This is a genomic window from Pseudoalteromonas sp. NGC95 (assembly GCF_015864705.1).
GTDB classification, from domain to species: domain Bacteria; phylum Pseudomonadota; class Gammaproteobacteria; order Enterobacterales; family Alteromonadaceae; genus Pseudoalteromonas; species Pseudoalteromonas arctica.
On record NZ_JADYWR010000039.1, the window covers coordinates 1 to 18,864 of the forward strand.

At 37.2% G+C, this 18,864-nt stretch carries 12 protein-coding genes and 1 pseudogene; 3 read left to right on the forward strand and 10 right to left on the reverse strand.

Annotated features, from left to right (window positions below):
• Positions 1-116: 116 nt before the first annotated feature.
• From I6E70_RS19885 to I6E70_RS19930, 10 genes and pseudogenes are all read right to left on the reverse strand, one after another.
• The gene (locus tag I6E70_RS19885) at positions 117-2,474 is read right to left on the reverse strand and encodes a S1 family peptidase (protein WP_197189434.1); all 2,358 of its coding nucleotides are present in this window, start codon (positions 2,472-2,474) and stop codon (positions 117-119) included.
• A gap of 5 nt (positions 2,475-2,479) precedes the next feature.
• Positions 2,480-3,703 carry an AVAST type 1 anti-phage system MBL fold metallo-hydrolase Avs1a gene (gene avs1a / locus I6E70_RS19890; protein WP_197189435.1) on the reverse strand — a complete coding sequence of 408 codons (1,224 nt, stop codon included), beginning with the start codon at positions 3,701-3,703 and terminating at the stop codon, positions 2,480-2,482.
• 556 nt (positions 3,704-4,259) lie between these two features.
• Positions 4,260-6,197 carry a BRCT domain-containing protein gene (locus I6E70_RS19895; RefSeq protein WP_197189436.1) on the reverse strand — a complete coding sequence of 646 codons (1,938 nt, stop codon included), beginning with the start codon at positions 6,195-6,197 and terminating at the stop codon, positions 4,260-4,262.
• Between the two features lie 102 nt (positions 6,198-6,299).
• A pseudogene (ligA, locus tag I6E70_RS19900) lies at positions 6,300-7,481 on the reverse strand (NAD-dependent DNA ligase LigA); the annotation flags it as partial.
• Between the two features lie 80 nt (positions 7,482-7,561).
• Entirely contained in the window at positions 7,562-8,329 is a 768-nt protein-coding gene (gene zipA, locus I6E70_RS19905; RefSeq protein WP_197189437.1) for a cell division protein ZipA, read from the reverse strand.
• 74 nt (positions 8,330-8,403) lie between these two features.
• Complete coding sequence (locus I6E70_RS19910; protein ID WP_197189438.1) at positions 8,404-11,805, reverse strand: chromosome segregation SMC family protein; 3,402 nt, start codon at positions 11,803-11,805, stop codon at positions 8,404-8,406.
• Between the two features lie 68 nt (positions 11,806-11,873).
• Complete coding sequence (locus tag I6E70_RS19915; RefSeq protein ID WP_197189439.1) at positions 11,874-12,605, reverse strand: RNA methyltransferase; 732 nt, start codon at positions 12,603-12,605, stop codon at positions 11,874-11,876.
• Positions 12,606-12,681: 76 nt separating this feature from the next.
• On the reverse strand, positions 12,682-14,718 hold the full coding sequence (locus I6E70_RS19920; RefSeq protein WP_197189440.1) for an FUSC family protein: 2,037 nt from the start codon (positions 14,716-14,718) through the stop codon (positions 12,682-12,684).
• Between the two features lie 10 nt (positions 14,719-14,728).
• Complete coding sequence (locus I6E70_RS19925; RefSeq protein ID WP_197189441.1) at positions 14,729-15,589, reverse strand: efflux RND transporter periplasmic adaptor subunit; 861 nt, start codon at positions 15,587-15,589, stop codon at positions 14,729-14,731.
• 5 nt (positions 15,590-15,594) lie between these two features.
• Positions 15,595-15,798, reverse strand: a complete 204-nt coding sequence (locus I6E70_RS19930) for a DUF1656 domain-containing protein (RefSeq protein ID WP_008171772.1) — start codon at positions 15,796-15,798, stop codon at positions 15,595-15,597.
• A gap of 394 nt (positions 15,799-16,192) precedes the next feature.
• Here I6E70_RS19930 and I6E70_RS19935 point away from each other — a divergent pair, with 394 nt between their 5' ends.
• The 3 genes from I6E70_RS19935 to I6E70_RS19945 are packed head-to-tail and all read left to right on the forward strand — an operon-like array spanning position 16,193 to position 18,719.
• The gene (locus I6E70_RS19935; protein ID WP_197189442.1) at positions 16,193-17,302 is read left to right on the forward strand and encodes a YjgN family protein; all 1,110 of its coding nucleotides are present in this window, start codon (positions 16,193-16,195) and stop codon (positions 17,300-17,302) included.
• Between the two features lie 9 nt (positions 17,303-17,311).
• On the forward strand, positions 17,312-18,334 hold the full coding sequence (locus I6E70_RS19940; RefSeq protein ID WP_197189443.1) for a M48 family metallopeptidase: 1,023 nt from the start codon (positions 17,312-17,314) through the stop codon (positions 18,332-18,334).
• Entirely contained in the window at positions 18,321-18,719 is a 399-nt protein-coding gene (locus tag I6E70_RS19945) for a DoxX-like family protein (RefSeq protein ID WP_197189444.1), read from the forward strand. Before I6E70_RS19940 ends, I6E70_RS19945 begins: the two co-directional genes overlap by 14 nt.
• Positions 18,720-18,864 lie beyond the last annotated feature (145 nt).

Here is an 18,864-nt window from a genome sequence, read left to right on the forward strand (position 1 = left end):
ATATCAACGGATATTACAACAACGTTAGACCGCATCATTATAATGCTGGTTTAGCGCCAAATGAATCTGAGATTAGATACAAAGACTCTAAAACTGTGGCCAAATTTTATTGACCACTACAGTACATACATATTACGATGAAGTAATAACAAGGCTGTATTCTGCCCCAGAATATAAAGCAAAACTTGATGTCTCTGTTCATCTTGTTCCTCATTTACCTCTGATTGGCTACTTAAAAATGTATTAAGTAGCTTTATTACTTTTAAAGAACTTTGACCGGGATTGCTTGAGAGTAAACAAGTATTTATTGATGCTGATTTAAAGAAATTCACCATATCTTTATATGAAATCGAGCCTGTTTCATATTCGCTCATAAAATAACTATGTATAGCTGAATGAATAAATTCAGCTTCAAGGAAGTTTTTTTCCATAATAAATTTGTATTGAGTATCAATAAGGTCTTCTACTGAAACTATAGGAATAGAGTCGCGAAATAAATGATGAAGTGCTTCTTTGGGCTTTTTCAAGGCAATTAAGTATTCAGCTAACTCCATTGCGTTTAAGGCAAATACATTATTATATCGAAATTTTATCCGTTGAGAGAGTAAAAGCAATTTAGTAACAGATATAAAACAGCCTTTCTGCAAATAAAAAGAAAGTGTATCTTTTAGGTCTGCAAGAATTAAATCTGGTTCAACAAAATTGTGCGAGCAATTATCAGCCCATGCTTGATTACAGAAATCTATAGTTTTGTTTTTAATTTCTGTTGTTGATCTCAAAAGGTGATGAAGTATATTCCTTTGAGAGTATGAGATATCAATATTTTTTTTACAAAAAAGGGATATCTGTGATTGAAAGTCTTCTTCAAGGGTCTTTGTTTTCTTATTTACAAAGGTTACAAGTGAGGCATGGTATGCAAATATGTTTTCCTTACCTGTTAAAAAATGGCTAATTAAATCAAGATTTTTATCTAAAGATACTCTCATGCCCGCTGGAACCGTATCAATAAGCGATTTATGTGATATGCACTCTCTAAAACGAGAGATTAATGATATCAGATAGAGTAGTTCATCTTTCTTAATAATATCTTGCCACAGACTTTCATAATACACCTCAATCTCCCCGCTCACTTGAGGTAACTTATCCAGCCAATTATTGATTTCTTGTTCCCCATGGACTGGTATATTGGTTCTAACGTACTCGATTAAATATCGAAGATAAAGCGGGTGGTATTCCGAACATTTCCCTATTTTATTACGAAGCCAATATGCTAGTTCGGGTAGTTCTTTATCGATAAGTTTTAAGCATGTATGCATCGGTAATGGAGTTACTAATATTATGTTTTTTTCATCTTGAATTGTGTGCTTGGGAGGAAGACAACTTTCATTTTGACCTACAATTACGAAAATAATATTTTTTGGTAAAATAACTGGTAAAGCAGAAAAAAAATCTATTATTTTATTTGATTTAAAAAGCTCATCTACTCCGTCAACGAAAATGATACATTTAGATTGCTTAGCTGCATATTTTTCCGATAATTTTTGAAATAAATCTAATATTGTTGTAATCCATTGATTGATATCTCTCTCTGATTTTTGAGGAATAGAGTTATACAAGTCAGCAACAATTCTATCTTCTAACCATTCTAAAAACTTTAAGTGGTTCATTCTTAAGGAAAGCAGATTTTCCTTACCTTTTTCGAGTAAAAGGTACTTTCCAAGAACTACTATGTCACTTTGAGCATAACTTATCGACTCAACAATAGTCGTTTTACCTGATCCAGGATGCCCCTTTAGGAAAAGATAACCTGAATCTAAAGAAATAACCTTCTCTGTTAACTTATCTACAACAGGGGTATTTAACTCAAAACCAGTCTCATCTTCCAAGTATTCTTCTTCAATAGGTTTATAACAAATATTATTTTTATCTAGAAAAGTTGCTATTCTGGATACACTTATAGCGCCTAATGTCCCATCTAGTTCTTTGGTGATTATACCAATGGTATCATCACCAACCATCAAAGGAGCTCCTGATAGTCCTTCTAAGCATTCATTACTCTGATTATATTCCAAATCTAAATCATAATTTTCTTTTTCTATATTCACATTTGATCTAGCAATTAATCCATCCAGTTTAGCACCTGCATTCAACTTCCCTCTAGGAAAACCGAAAGTACTCCAAGTAGAATTATTTCGGATGATTTGATTAGATAGATTTAAAAAGTGCACTATATTTAAAGGTTTTTTTAACTCTAAAATGGCTATATCAAGATCTTCATCAAAATCTTTTAAGCTTACTTCCAATGTCTCACTAGAAAATTCATCTAACACGACGGAGATTGCAAAAGGATTTTCTTCTAAATTTTCTACTGTATGGTAAGCCGTCAAAAGCTGTTTATTAGAAATAAGAAAAGCTGTACCTACATCTCCATTACAATAAACTCTACCTACGTACTTTTCTAAATAATTTTGCACTTTTATTAGTCCTTGACAAATGTAAATGTTTCGTCTGCGGCTGAAATTACAATACTATAGTTATATGTTTTTTTTAGCTCTTCGTTATCAAAATATTTAGATATCTTTGTTTCATAATTAAAAATCATCTTTCGACTAATACTTGTTTTTCGACCGATAATTCTAGCAATTGTAGTTAAATCAGGGTGTCCAAACTTAGCGCCGTTAGTTGAGATAAAGTATATATCCGAATCTATAAAACTTAATAAGCTCGGACTGGTGTTTTTATGTGAGCCATGGTGAGATACTTTAATTGCATCGAACCATAATTGTTCTTGTTGGTATTGCTTTCTTAACGCTCGTTCAATTATTGATGGGTGTGAATCCCCTAGAAAAAGAATTTTTTTACTTCCATATTCCAAAACAAATGAAATTGAACTACCATTTGTTGGAGTATTATCTTCTTCAAAATCCTCAGCCATCAACTTTTCTATATTGACTTCTTTACTCGAAATGTTTTTTTTAATGTTCTTATTTATTGGTTTTTCACGAGAAACTAAAAACTCAAATGCATCATCTAAAAAATGATTATCTAGTACGGCTCTGCTTATTCCTAGCTTTCTAAACTCTTTTTCCCAAAACTTCATAAGCTTTTGCAGTTTAGATTTTTCTGGAGAAAGAAGAATTAAATTCACATTATTTGAAAGTTTTATATTTGTATCGTTCTCGACACATATTGCTTCATTGTTAAACTGTTTATTCCAGTTATAACCCCCTTTATAAATCAGGGAAGCTAAAGATGAACCCTGTTTCACACTAAGATTTTTTTTGTGATTTTGAACAACCGTTCTATTTTTTTTATATCCATTAGCCATTATCTGCTGGAGTATACGTTGATCCTTTAATGAAATTTCTTTTTTATTAGTAGGCTTATTTTGAATATGTCGGTAACTGTTGTGCCAAATATTTTTAATATCAATTATTTTAGATAAGTTATTAGCTTCAAGTAAAGACAATGCCCCAGATATATGATCAGCATCTATATGAGTAATAATTAAAAAATCTAGTGATTTATTTTTAGTATTAAGTTCTGTTAATTTTGGTTTGATATGGTCTTCATAAGTAAAACTAAAGCCAGAGTCGATTAAAATATCTAAGTCATCTTCTCCCACTGAAACGAAAAAACTGTCACCATAAGACGCTGGAAACATAGTTATATTTAAACTATTAGATTTTTTAGAGGGGGGCATTTATTCACCATTGCAACATTTGAATTGTATAGTTTAAAACGAATAAGGTTATGTATAGTGTACACTGCATAATATTTAGAGGCTTTAAATAATTAATTTTGAGTAACTAATTATCATAACTAACTCTATTGAAGAGTAAAGTATAGGTAATGTTGATGTACAAAAAAGCTTAGAACTTTCATTAAAGATAGAGCTAAATTTTCAAACCCGAAGGTGGTTAATTTAAGACACCGAGGTTGGCGATACCAGTAAGAAGTAGACCGTGGAATGACCTGTGACAGGATTTAATTACCATACGGACAACTCAAAGCCATTTATACCAGTGACGCCATTAAGGTACGGAAAATATCCCTAGGTGATGACTAAGCTAGAAAATAGTGTACTTTATCAGTATAGATGCATCGAAAACGTGGCCGATGTCTTATACTGACTACAGGATAAATTCCTCGCGAAGAACATTAACTAATGGCTTCCACAGATAATGTTCTTCTGATCTATCAGTAACAAATAGAGTAAGTGCCTATCGATTATAAATATAATATTTGATATAAATAATTTATCTTATTAAATTTATATATTCTTGCTCTGTTAGAACTTCCACCCCCTTATCTTTAGCTGCAATGATTTTTGTTTCACCAACTTTTTCACCTGTAATTAAGTAAGTAGTTTTGCTTGTTACCGATTTTGCGACTTTAGCACCTAAGGATTTAGCATATTTTTCCATATCACCTCTTGAGCCTTGCTGCATAGATCCTGTGAAAACAATCACAGAACCTGAAATTGGAGATAAAGTGTCATCTCTTTCTGACTTTTTAATAGTATCCGTTAAGTTAAATCCAATCCTATAAACTTTAAAAAACTCTTCTTTGACACTTTCAAGGCCTTTAACAATAGCTTCAGCACTGACCCGAGCAAAGCCATCTACTTCCGCCATCTTTTTTGGGGGCAGTTCAAATAGCTGGGTGATTGAATAATGTTGAAGTAATTTTTCACAATTACCACTTCCTAATCTACTAACCCCAAAAGCAGATAAGAAACGCCAATCTTCTATTTCAATTTCTCGACTCGCTTTAAGCTGATTAAATAAGTTTTGAGCTGTTTTCTCTCCAAAACCATAACCTACGAATTGATGAACTTTTATAGCGTAAATTTCATGAATATGTTTAATACCAAAGTTACTTAACTTTTCGATGACCTTAGGTCCAAAACCATCATTGTTACCTAATGTTTTGAAAAAGTGTATTAAAGTATTCTCTGTTTGGGCAGGACAGTCACTTTTATTAGGACAAATAAGATGATCTGATTCCCACAATAAATGAGAATTACAACTTGGACAAAAATCTGGTAGCTGAGGTACGACTTTCTTAATAACTTTCTCAATCTTCGGAATAACTAAGCCGCTTCTAACGAGTTGTACAATAGCTCCGGGCCCAACTCCATTTGTTTTAACCATATTATAATGATGAACTGTTACTCGTCTTATAGTAGCGCCACTCAGCTTAGTAGGAACCAATTCAGCTACAGGAGAAATACGTCCTGTTCTGGAGGTCTGAGGTATTATATTTAAAACCTCGACTTCAGCAGAGTCTTCATTTACTTTGAAAGCAATTTGCCATCTGTGATTCTTTCTCGTAGCTCCCATATACTCTTTCAAAGCATTATGAGTTGTTTCAAGAATGACTCCATCAATGTCGAAATCTACAGCCTTCCACATCTCTTCTACGATGGTCTCGAAGTTTAAAATAATTTCAGAAAAATGTGCGGTGGTATTTTCTATTAATGCAAATGGATAAAATACACATGCGCCATCATCTATAGCCTTCTGCACATTTTCATCGACTTTCTTCTCTGCAATTATTGCAGCTTGAATGTTTCGAGAGTTTTCAAAAATATCACTAAGTACTGAATCGAAATAACTTTTTTTAATTACAATTTCGCCCGGGCCTAAACCTCTATCACCATCTAATGCAACTTTTAGTCCTCTTTCAAAGGCTCTTGTAATATCCTGCCCTCTATATCCATCTCCTCTAGTATACAGAGTTGTTCCATCATCGAATGCCGCATAGCCATCAAGTTTAGGAGTTACCCTTAGTTCAATATCTTCTTCTGGAACATTAATTTCTTGAGCTGCCTTTAAAATCCTTTTTAACCACTTTTCTATATCTTCTTTCGAATAAGCCTTCTCTGTAGAGAGCATTCTTTGAGGTAATTCTACCGTTTTGGCTTCTGCCAGAACTTCAGGTTCTACTTGGTTAAGATATGGGTGAAGGTGATTTATATCTCTTAACATAGAAATATATAAATCATATTGTTCATCTGTTATTACTTGAGCACCTGCGCGATAAAGAGCGTTTGATGCTTTTAAGACTTGAACTAATTCTTCTGAATCTAAAGTTGATTTACTAAAAAGACTAATTAACTCATCTGAGTCAATTTCATTATTTAGTTTTTTTAGGGTGTCTATTTGCTCATTATTGAAAGTGACTTTTAACATTACAAAATATCCTTAATGAGCTATGTTATTTGGTTGGTTAGAAGAAGTGTTTACAAATAAATTGGTGTTTATATAGTTATAGTGACTTCTTTTTTGATGATTCCTACTTGAAACAGCTTTGTGTAAAGTGACACCCACGTCTCCAGCACGGCGAATAATAACTGTATCGCCTACTTTTACGCCTAAACGTGCAACTTCATCACTGTTATGAAGCGTTGCATTTGATACGGTAACGCCACCCACAAAAACAGGCTTCAAACGTGCAACAGGTGTAATGGCGCCAGTACGACCGACTTGAAAATCAACATCAAGTAATTGGGTTATTTCCTCTTGCGCCGGAAACTTATACGCAATAGCCCAACGAGGAGCACGTGCCACAAAGCCTAAACGCTCTTGTAAGGTCTTTTTATTTATTTTTATTACCACGCCATCAATTTCATATTTAAGCTCACCACGGCGCGTTAAAATATCGCTGTAGTACTCGAGCGCGGCTTTTGGACCTTCAACTAATTTTGTTTCTGGGCACAAAGGTAGCCCCCAATCAGTCAGCTTTTCTAATTGCTGATAGTGATCCTCAGGAATGCTGCCATCAGCAACAAGCCCGGTGCTGTAAGCATAAAACATGAGTGGGCGTTTAGCGGTAATTTTAGAGTCGAGTTGACGCAAACTCCCCGCGGCTGCATTACGCGGGTTAACAAATACTTTTTCACCGCGTTTTTGCGCTTCAGTATTCAATTTATCAAAGCCAGCGCTGTCCATAAATACTTCGCCGCGAACTTCAAGCTCTTTTGGGTAATCACCACGTAGCTTGAGCGGTACATTACGAATGGTTTTAACATTTTGAGTAATGTTTTCACCGGTAAAACCATCACCTCGAGTAGCCGCTTGTACAAGCACACCATCGCGATAAATAATTGATACAGCTAAACCATCAAGTTTTGGTTCACAACAAAAAGTAAGCTCATCAGTACTCATTAAACGCTCTTTTATACGGCGATTAAACGCAGTGAATTCTTCTTCACTAAAGGCGTTATCAAGTGAGAGCATGGGTACTTGGTGCGCTACTTGCTCAAATTTACTAAGTGCTGCACCGCCTACTTTTTGTGTAGGTGAGTCGGCGGTTAAAAATTCAGGATGCTCGGTTTCAAGTGCGCTTAGTTCGCGTAATAACCTATCGTATTCAGAATCAGGAATACTGGGGGTGTCGAGCACATAATAATTATAGTTGTGTTGCTCTAATGTAGTACGAAGATGATTAACTTGCTCACTAATGCTGCTAGACATTTAAACCTCAATAAACATAAAAAAAGCCACTTTGACGATTCACCGTCCAGTGGCTTATAAAAATATAATGTATGCGTTATTTACGCTGAAAAAGAACGAACCTGCTCAACATATTGTCTTACGCGATCTACTGTCATTTCATTTCGCTCAGCATCTAAAATTTGCGCACCAAATTCATCCGCTAACTTTTTAGCTGCGCTGTGCAACATATTAAATGCAGCTAGACCATCGCCGTCGCACGGTAACGTCATAAATAAGCTTACCCCTGCGGTACTAAACTGTTCCATATTATCAATATCAAACGTACCTGGGTTGTACATATTTACTAATCTAAATAAAACAGGGCCTTGACCAGCCGGATCTAAATGGCGATTAAAAAAGCCTTCCTCAGAATATTTAAAACCTAAAGTGTTAACTGCTGGCAATAATTTACTGCCCTGCATACTAAGCTCTTCCGGCATTTGAATATGTACAATAACAAAGTCAGACATTTGGGCAGATGCTTCTTCAGCGCTTTGCTCTTTTGCATCTAGGTCATCAACTATTTCTAGGTCATCTTCAATCGGCACTTCTGGCACGCTTGTATCTATTTGCGGCTCATTTGCATCAAAGTTAAGCTCACCAAACTGTGGCTCATCACGTTCGTTTTGCATTGGCTCTTTTGGTTCAGCCTCAGTACGAAACGGTTTAGATGAAGCTGATGCGCTTTCTTGTAATGGTTCAACCCGCTCGTTATCAGATACTTCTGGGCGGTCTTTTTTTCTCACAGACCACAATCCATGTATTAATAAACCACCAATGACAACTACACTGATAATGATTAAAACCCATCTTAATTGTTCGGCCATCCCCTCACCTTTTATTATTTGATATGCCTAAAACCTGTATATTAATTAAAAAATAATACACTTGTTATAAAAATTTATGCATGTGCAAGTTGCACAGCCTGCTCTATATCTACAGCAACCATACGCGATACGCCAGGTTCTGCCATAGTAACACCTGTTAATCTACCAGCCATTTCCATCGCAATTTTATTATGACTAATATAAATAAACTGCACTGATTGTGACATTTCTTCAACCAAACGGCAAAAACGCACAACGTTGGCATCATCTAATGGTGCATCTACTTCGTCCAGCATACAGAAAGGAGCTGGATTGAGCCTGAATATAGAAAACACTAATGATAATGCGGTCAGCGCTTTTTCTCCACCACTTAACAAATGAATTGTTGAATTTTTCTTACCCGGTGGTCGTGCCATTATACTAACACCACTTTCGAGTAAATCGTCACTGGTTAATTCTAAATACGCACTACCACCACCAAAAACTTTAGGAAATAGCTCTGCAAAGTCTTCGTTAACTTGATCGAACGTCGCTTTAAAGCGTGTTTTGGTCTCACTATCAATTTTACGAATTGCACCTTCAAGGGTACTTAACGCTTTTGTTAAATCATCTAATTGACTATCAAGATAATCACTACGAGCTTTAGCTAAATCAAACTCTTCTATTGCCGCTAAGTTTACTGCACCTAATTTATCTAACTGATTAGTAAACCCGGTTAACTGATTTTGCGCTGCACTTAAATTCAATGAATCAGGTAATTCATCAAGTATTGCTTTTAAGCTTTGCTTTAGCTCTTCTAATGGTTCGAGCGCAACTTGCGCTTTTATTAGTAAGCTTTGCTCTTCAATTGTTAGCTTTTGATGCTGCTCTTGCAAGCCCACCAGCTCACCTTGTGAGTTTTTAAGACTTGCTTGCTTGGTGTTTAAACTTTCTTTAGCGTGAGATAATTCTTTTTGTAGCACTACCAGTGCCTGCTCGCCTTTTTGATGCTGCGATAAAAACTGCGTTATTTTATCGCTAAGCTCTTGCTCTGGTATAAGCAGCTCTTCTATTTCATTGAGTAGTTCTTGCGCACCTTCAGATGCACTAACGTGCTCCTGCTCTGCATGGCTCAATTTGGTTTGGCTTAACTGCCATTCACTGCGTGCCTTTTGCTCTGAGAGCGTTGCCTTATGCGCTTGCGTTTTATATTGCTCAAGCATGCTTAATGCTTCGCTATAACTTTTATCACTTTGTGAGCGCAGGCTATTTGCAGCGTCTACCTCATCCGCTAAGTTAAGTTGCTGCTCATTTAACACTTCCAATTGCTCTGTTTGCTCATCAAGCACGTTATTTAATTGCAAAAGCGCAGTGGTTAATTGCTGTTTTTGTTGCTGTAGCTTTTCTAGTTGCAGCTTAAAGTGCGCTACTTGCTGTTTGAGCATATCGCTGCGTGTACCGGCTACTGCTATATTTTGCGCAAGCTCATGTATGGCTTCTTTTAGCTCGCTTTGCTCGTTAATTAACTTTACTTGCTCGGCTGTATGTTCATCACGAGTGTGTGTTACTTGTTTTAGCTCATCCTCGGCATCAATTAACTGCTGAGCTTTATCCTGCAATTGCTTATGTTTTAAAAGTAATGAGTTTTCGGCATTTCGATCGGCACTTACATGCCAGTTACGACCATATAAAGCACCGTTTTTATCCATAACGGCTGTATAATAAGCATCTTTTAACAGCGTTAGATCACCGCTCTCGCTATAAGCAATGCGCGTTAAATGATCTGGGTACACGCCGCTTGTTATGAATGCCGCTAAGCTATTTTCAGCAATGTGCTTACCACTAATTGGCCACACACTATTATCAGCTTGTTGCTCACTTACATTTAAGTGCTCTAGCGATTTAAGTGCCTGCTCTATTAAGGGCTCAAAGCCTTCTTTAACACTTAGCTGATTAAACAAACCATTAGTACTTTCACTTTCTTCATCAAACCCTAATGTACTTTTAAGCCCCGTTATACTGGCTTTTAACTCATTTATTGTTTGAGTAAGCGTCGAATATTGCTTTTGTGAGTTATTAACACGCTCATTTTGCACTTCAAGCTGAGCACTGCACTGCGTGTGCGCTGTTTGTTTAGCGGCAAGTTCTTGGGTTAATGTTTGTGTTTGCTGTGTTTGCTGCGTTAATTGTTGTTCTACATCGCTACTTTGTAAGTCAGTAAGCTGCGCATTTAACTGATCAATTTGCTCGTTAACGTGGCTTATTTGCTGCTTAGTTTGTTTAATGTGACTGCTATGCAGTTGCGCATTATTATTAAGTTGTTGCTGTTGCTCACACAAAGTTTGCCAGTGTGTATTGTGGCGCTGCTTCAGTGCTAATAATTCCTCAAGCTCATGCGTTAACTTCCTAACTTGCTCTTCGCACATTAACGCGTTTTCACTTGCCTCTTGCAGGGTTTCATTTAGTTGCTCGCACACAATTTGCTGCTGCGTTTTAACTTCAGTGCTATGGGTTTGGCGTTGCTGTAATTTAATTAAATTTTGTTTAAGCGTTTGAGTTTGTTGCTTTACATTTATTTGCTGTTGCTCAGCGCGGGTAAGCTCGGTGTGTATTACATGTTGCTGATGCTGTGCATCGCTTAGTTTATCTTGCTGAGCTTGTACTTGCCCTTCTAAGCTTGCAAGTACATCGTCATGCCCTGAGTTAGCGGTTTTAAAAAAAGAAATTTGATCGTTCAGTTTTTTAATTAGAGTACTTTTTTCAAGTTGCTGCTGATGTAACTTTTGCCATTTTAAAACCGCAATTTGTCCTTTTAACGTTCGCTCTTGCGCTTTTAACTCGCGGTATTTTTTTGCATCAACCGACTGCACAGCCAATTTATCTAACTGGCTTTGCAGCTCTTTACGCACATCTAACAAACGCTCAAGGTTTTCGCGGGTGCTTTTAATGCGTGTTTGTGTTTCACGGCGGCGCTCTTTGTACTTAGAAACGCCAGCGGCTTCTTCTAAAAATACGCGTAATTCTTGTGGTTTACTTTCTATTAAACGCGAGATCATCCCTTGCTCAATAATTGCGTAACTACGCGGACCAAGACCTGTACCTAAAAATATATCGGTAATATCACGCTTACGGCATTTACTGCCATTTAAAAAGTACAGCGATAGCCCGTCGCGCGTTACTAAGCGTTTAATTGCAATTTGGTTTCGATCAGCAAATGTATTAGAAGGACTACCTTTATCGTTATCAAAAACAAGCTCTACAGAAGCTTGTGATATGGCTTTACGATTAGTTGAGCCATTAAAAATAACGTCGGTCATGGCATCGCCACGCAGGTTTTTAGCAGAGCTTTCACCTAGCACCCATCGTACTGCATCAATAACGTTAGATTTGCCACAGCCATTAGGGCCTACAACACACGTCATTTGATCAGGAAATGGAATTTTAGTGGGCTCTACAAACGATTTAAAGCCCGCTAATTTAATAGTGCTTAAGCGCATCTTATTGTTATTACCAATTTATTATTGTTATTTGTCATAAACAATTTAACCCATAATTTACTAATAGATTAAGCTTGTCGTTTAAAGTTATCTAAAATAATACCGGTCGCCATTGCAACATTAAGTGACTCTGCTCCACCAAAAGCGGGAATGGTGATTTTATTGGTCACTAACTTTGCACATGTCTCGCGTATACCATGCGACTCACTGCCCATTAGCAAAACGCCTGAGCCCGTAAATTGGGTTTTATGTACACTTTGTCCATCTAAAAAAGCACCGTAAACAGATAAATTTAAAGACTGTAAGTAATCAGGTAAATCTACTTGGCTTACCGATACCCTTACAAATGAGCCCATTGTGGCGCTAATTGTTTTAGGGTTGTAAGCGTCTGCGCTGTCGGTGCTAGTTACTATATGTTTAATACCGTACCAATCAGCTACTCTAATTATTGTGCCTAAGTTACCAGGGTCTGATACGCCATCAAGCGCGAGTATTAAGCCATTTGCTTGTGGTAAAGCCGCCTTTGGCATATCAACAATAGCAATGGCTGCATTATTGCTAACTAGCGTGCTCGCTTTAGTGAGGGTCTCTTCATCCGCTTCAATAAAATTAGCGTGCTGATACTCACCTTGGTACGCATTTATAAATTCGTTTGTAGCAAAAATATTAACCGCATTTAATGGGCTGTTTAATAACTCAAGTACGTTTTTTTCACCCTGTACAAGGTATTGATTATATTGCTTTCGGTACTTTTTTTGGCCAAGTTGGCGAATAAGTTTGAGTTGGTTTTTTGAAATCATAACAGCCCCATAAAATTATCCAGCAAGTATAACAGATTTCGTTATAACATCTGAACTCGAAAAGCAGCGAATAGGGCTAATTTATCTTACTCGCACTTCTTTCAAAGGTCAGATTAATGCGAATAAACATCCCTTTTATTGCCTCTAATTGGTTTGAATCACCAACAGATGCGGCTAATTCGTTATAAAGATTATCAGACGCTTGCTTAAAGTTTTCATCAAACTTACCTTTGGTAGCCAGCATAAATGCATCAGCCAACATGCGTTGCCACTCATTTAAGTATTTTAGCTTAGTGTCACCAGCAAGGTTTTCGCAAATTGAGTTTAATCGCACTGAAGCATGTCCTAAGTTTAGACCGGTAAGAGCCATATCGGTAATAGCGCGTGAGTGTGAACCCTGATCGTAATTAGTTAAGCGGATTAACCTATCTGCCATGCGGCGGTTGTACCAAATACTCGGAGTTTGATGGGTATTTATTTCGAGTAAATCTTTATAGGTAGCCTTAAAAACACGATGAACAAGTAACTGAACACTTGGTCCTGTAAATAACTGAAAAATCCAAAATAAAATACTCACGCCAGCAAAAATAGCGATTGCAGAGCTGAGTGTATAATCAATTGAAAATGCTAGGCTCATATCCATGCTGGGTCTAACCAAAATAGTAAATGGAATACAAAACCCTAAGCCGTATGGCAGCGTTTGTTGATCAGCGAGTAACAGTAAACCCAAAAAGTACGGACCAGCTAATACAAGCAACAATATTTCTAATTGCCCACCACTTTGCGACAGTAAATTTAACGCATAAAAAATAGTTACAAAAGTAGCAACAATTATACCTGCCAATAAACGTTTAATTACAACCTGTAAAATAGCCAAGGGTATTCTCGCCAGCATTATCGAAAATATGACCGGTAATATCATAATTAATAATGCAGCTGAAGAACCTGTATTAATCCAAATAAATGCGCCGATAGAAAACACCAAAGCAGTTCTAAATCCAACAATAATGCCAGCTAATGGGTCGCGATATGTAAGCATACTGGGTGCATTTAATAATGTTTTATCGCGTTGTTCTAAAGCTCTGTATGCCCGTAGTAAAATTGTTAAGTCGGCTGCCACTTCTAAGCTTACATTGAGCATGTGAGATTCAAATGGTGAATCACACACCGTATTTGCTCTATAGTCGGTTAGCTCTTTACGCAGTGTTTTAACTTGTTCGGCGCAGTAATCAAAATCGTCAGATTCTTTAATTTGCGCGAATACGTGTTTAAGTTTACTTATTAATTTGTCTAATGTAGGAGTAATAAGGTCTGCGTGGTTTCGTTGCAGACGACCAATTATTTGAATTGAAGCCAGTAAAGAAAGTACTTTTTGCGACAATTGATTTGCAGCACGTGAGCGCCCTGGACCTTTTGGCCCTTCGTACCTTACTGCGCTAGAGTCTTCGTTTATAGATCCTAATGTTGCCATAATGCCATCAATTTGCTGATGGCGATTTTCGTGCGAGCCTTTAGAATCAAGCTCAGTTACTAAATAATCTAACGTTTGGTTTATAACCGATCGAGCTTGTACTTGCAGTAAGTGTTTAACTTTTACAGGCCAAAACAAATGGCTCACAAGGCCTGCACATATTGAGCCTATTACTATTTCACTCACGCGCGCTTGTGCAATATCAAATATGCTTTGACTGCTTACCATTGCCGGAGTAACCATGACTAAAAGTACAATAATAGCGGCTGTTACACCTGCCATAGCAAACGCATAAACAAAGTTTGCTTGGCGTACCATTGCCGATAACGCAGAGTTTACCCCCAACCATAATGCAAGTGCACCGAGCGCTAAATAAGGGTAGAGAATTAGCTGAGTTAAAAGCAATATGCCAAATAAACCACCCGCTATGGTGCCTATTATTTGGCAAATTGCTTTTTCAATAACTAATCCGCTTTGCGGGCGTAATTGCAAAAATATAGCCGAGACTAACGCCCAATAAGGTCTTTCAAGATTAAGCCACATAGCAATAGTAAGCGCCATTACCATGGCTATAACGCCCTTAGTCGCAAAAATAATTGCCTGTTTTTTAGGAAAAAACAAATTTTGTAATACAACGCCCACTATATTCCCCTTAACGTGTAGCGAGATGTATTGTGGCGGTCATTCCTGCGCTTAACTGTGTATCTTCGGGCAATGAATCTAACTTAATATCAACAGGAATACGTTGCGATAAACGTACCCAATTAAATGTTTGTTGTACTTGTGGTAAAAGCTGCCCGTTACTTTGTGTATTCGTATTTGCAATTGCTTTACCTACACTCACTACATGCCCCGTTAATTGCTTACCACCGCTTAGAAGCGCTATTTTAGCTTTTTGATCAGGATAAATAAGCGGTATTTTACTCTCTTCAAAGTAACCCGTTACGTAAAACGAATCTAACCGCACGATAGCAAACACAGGTGTGCCTTGAGCTACATAGTTACCTTGGCGTAAATTCAGATTAATTATTTGTCCCGATGCAGGCGCAACAATTTTAGTTCTATCAACATTTAATTGCGCAATTGTTTGCTCTGTTTTAGCTAGGTTATAATTTGCCTCAGCAATTTTAGTATTGATACGTGTTGATTCTAGCGTTTCTTCACTTATTGCCTGTTGAGTGTTTAGCTCAACACGTCTTTCGTATTTATGTTTAGCAAGCTCCCATGTATATAGCGTATTTTCTGTATTGGCTTTACTTTTATCAAGCGCTGCTTGGTAACGCTTTTGATCAACATTAAAAAGTACTTCGCCTTTTTGTACGTTTTGACCATCTTTAATGTTTAAAGTTGTAACCCAACCCGATACGTCTGGAGCAACTGTAACTATGTCTGCTCGAATGCGACCGTCGCGCGTCCAAGGAGTATGCATGTAGTCAGTCCATACCCAACGCCCAGCAAAAACCGCAGCTATAACAACCAAGATAGTAAAAGTAATACGCAGATATTTAATCATTCAATTTATCTTCCACTTAGTAAATAGACGGCCAGTGCCAAGTAACAAACAAATAGTGACACTTCAAACCAAGCCACTTTCCAAATACGGTCATGCCAATCTAGTCGATGCAAAGCAAAACGAGTCAGCGCTGTTAAAATAAACGCAATTGGGAAATAAACAATCAGCGGGCTAAACTCTAATCCCCCTAACACGACTGCTTGAAACATAATAAATATCCTAATGTTATTTAAAGCGGTGATAAAAGCTGTAAAACCTAAATAAATTTACATCCCCACTACTCTTACAATCTATTATTTTGGCATATAAATCAATTAGCTTAATTGTACGTAGGTGTGCTTAATACATAATTAATGCCATTACATTTAAGCAGCATTAACTATGTATAGTAGCTAAATCGCATATTAAAAAGCTAAAGATCCCAGTTACCAGCCAAATAAATAAAACCAGCGAGGTTTATTTATAAAAAAGTATTAGAGTATTTAACTCAATACTTAAAACGCCTATTTATAGCTGTTTACAGAAGGGTGAGATAATTATAAACATTGAATTTTGCACTAAAAATGGGTAAATTAACAAAAAAACAACATGGATATAATTTTAATGGAATCAATACACCCTAACCCATCTGAAACAACCCCACCAATAAATGAGCCTGCTGAACCAATTTTTAGCGGAAAAGTGCAGTTTAGTGGTAAAGGCGGTGAGTTTTTTGGAATTTGGATTGTAAATATATTACTTAGCGTTATTACGCTTGGCATATACTCAGCGTGGGCTAAAGTACGTACGCATCGCTATTTTTACGGCCACACCCGCATAGATGGTCATAGTTTTGACTACCTAGCAACGCCGATACAAATTTTAAAAGGTCGGATTTTAGCGGTTATTGTATTTTTTATTTATACATTCTCTATTAGCTTTATGCCTATTTTAGGCCTGTTTATTGCTCTTGGTTTTATCTTTTTAATGCCATGGATTATTAACCAAGGTTTACGTTTTAATCTGCGTATGACCCGCCATCGTAATGTTCGCTTTGCTTTTAAAGGCAGCTATGGCGAAGCCTTTGTTAACTTTATACTTTTACCTATTGCCAGCATATTTACGCTTTATTTATTAATGCCTTATGTTATAAAACGTATTGATAGCTATATCCATAGCAATATTAGTTATGGCGACAAACCACTTACTGTAAATCTAAAAGGCGAAACCTATTACCTAACAGCGCTTATTTGCTTTGTAGTGAGCTCTATCACCATGGTGGTATTTATGGGGATTTTAGGATTATTTGGCCTCAATTTATTAGATGTTGAAAATCAACAAAATTTAGAAAACTCTGCAGCTATGGTTATGCTTCCTATCTTTATGATGATTGCCTATGTGCTAATGATTGCCATTGTTTCTGCTGTATGGCACGCCGCTATTAGAAATCACATTTTTGATAACAGCCATTTTGAAGGCGTTGCTACATTTAAATCAGAGCTAAAACCAATTCCTTTCGCTGTTTTACTACTCACTAATATGTTGGCTATTATATTTTCTTTAGGCCTTGCATACCCATGGACAAAAGTACGTACATCAAAAATGCTCGCTGATGTAACTAACGTCACTATTTACCCTGGTGCATTAAACCTAATTGATACCGCGCAAGAACAGCAATCATCATTTGCTGAGGAAGCTGCAAACGTATTTGATATTGACCTTTCTCTAACTTAAGAGCTCACTATGCATGTAAAGGGACATTTTTTCCCCATCGCATCGAGTAACTATCAAGTGTGTGTTGCAACTATTAGCGACACACACATTGAAGTTATCAACGATGAACAGGTTATAGCTCGCCACGCAATCTCAAGTCTAAAATTAAGTTCGGGGATGGCAGGGCTTGCCGACGAACTAAACTTTGAAGATGGCAGTCGTTTTATCCCTCAAGATGTAAGTTACAGATGGCCATTTAAAGAAAATAACCATCACGTAATGGAGCGCCTTGAAAAAAGTAAATGGGCAATTTTAGCCGCAGTCATATTTACACCACTTTTTATGTGGTTAGTACTTTATAAAGCGGTACCGGCCATTGCTGTTTACAGTGTTGATACCTTGCCACGTAATGTTGTGGAACAAATGGGGGAGCAAAGCTTTACACTTATTAAAAAGATTGCGCTTGACCCAAGTGAGCTGCCCGCAGAGCAGCAAACTAAAGTACAAGCACATTTTACAAGTATGCTTAATGCGTTATCGCTTGATCAATCGGTTTATAGATTATCGTTTTATAAATCAGACAGCTTTGGTGCTAATGCGTTTGCACTACCCCATGGCCGTATCGTGGTCACAGATGATTTAGCAAATTTACTTGCCGATAAACCCAATGCACTAAAAGCGGTATTGCTACACGAGATGGGCCATGTAGTCCACCAGCATAGCGTACGTATTACAGCACAATCTGCCGCAAGTACGATTGTGCTAGCGGTTGTATTTGGTGATTTAGAAGGGGTTGCAGAGGTTGCATTAGGTACGGGTGCATCGTTTGCTCAGCAAGGGTTTTCACGAGATATGGAACGCGAGGCAGATACCTTTGCACTCATTCAATTAGAGTCGCTTGGGTATTCGAGTAATGATTTTGCTGATGCAATAGAAGCGCTGCAAGAAAGCCATACCAGCGAAAACGAGCACCTCGAAAAAGTAAATGACTTTTTAGAGTACTTGTCTAGCCACCCAAGTGCACAAGAGCGTATTGACAATGCTAGGAAATAATCGCGGTTATATTCAACTTGCTCGCTACATAGTGAGTTTAAGTTGGATATATCATGGCTTTTTTCCAAAGCTTTATCATATTGCACCACTTGAAAAATTAATGACTGGCAGTGCTGGTTTTTCAGCAGAAGTGTCTGACTTAATTACACGTTCGGCGGGTGTTGGCGAAATTATATTTGGATTGTGTTTATTTGTGTTTTATAAAAATAAACACCTAGTAATTTTAAATATTTTAACATTAATTGGCCTTCTACTCGCTGTAGTTGCAGTGCAGCCACAATTGCTTATTGAAGCATTTAACCCTGTAACTACTAACCTGCCTCTTATTGGGCTAAGTGTTATTTGGTTAAAGGAAATTAAGCTGCTGAATAATCGATACCTCTAAATAAAAAAAGGGTATGCCTGCGCATTAATGCCGTTCACTTAAGGTGAACGGCTTTTTTATTTCTAGCGTACCGCTGTGGTCTTGGGTTGACTGAACGAGGAAAACTTCGCCCCCTTCGTGGCTCTAGAATGAGGCTTTCTGCCAT

Bases quoted from the DNA above. Each gene is read 5' to 3' on its own strand.
- avs1a (WP_197189435.1), bottom strand. From the start codon at position 3,703: ATGCCCCCCTCTAAAAAATCTAATAGTTTAAATATAACTATGTTTCCA.
- I6E70_RS19895 (WP_197189436.1), bottom strand. From the start codon at position 6,197: ATGTTAAAAGTCACTTTCAATAATGAGCAAATAGACACCCTAAAAAAA.
- zipA (WP_197189437.1), bottom strand. From the start codon at position 8,329: ATGGCCGAACAATTAAGATGGGTTTTAATCATTATCAGTGTAGTTGTC.
- I6E70_RS19910 (WP_197189438.1), bottom strand. From the start codon at position 11,805: ATGCGCTTAAGCACTATTAAATTAGCGGGCTTTAAATCGTTTGTAGAG.
- I6E70_RS19915 (WP_197189439.1), bottom strand. From the start codon at position 12,605: ATGATTTCAAAAAACCAACTCAAACTTATTCGCCAACTTGGCCAAAAA.
- I6E70_RS19925 (WP_197189441.1), bottom strand. From the start codon at position 15,589: ATGATTAAATATCTGCGTATTACTTTTACTATCTTGGTTGTTATAGCT.
- I6E70_RS19930 (WP_008171772.1), bottom strand. From the start codon at position 15,798: ATGTTTCAAGCAGTCGTGTTAGGGGGATTAGAGTTTAGCCCGCTGATT.
- I6E70_RS19935 (WP_197189442.1), top strand. From the start codon at position 16,193: ATGGAATCAATACACCCTAACCCATCTGAAACAACCCCACCAATAAAT.
- I6E70_RS19940 (WP_197189443.1), top strand. From the start codon at position 17,312: ATGCATGTAAAGGGACATTTTTTCCCCATCGCATCGAGTAACTATCAA.
- I6E70_RS19945 (WP_197189444.1), top strand. From the start codon at position 18,321: ATGCTAGGAAATAATCGCGGTTATATTCAACTTGCTCGCTACATAGTG.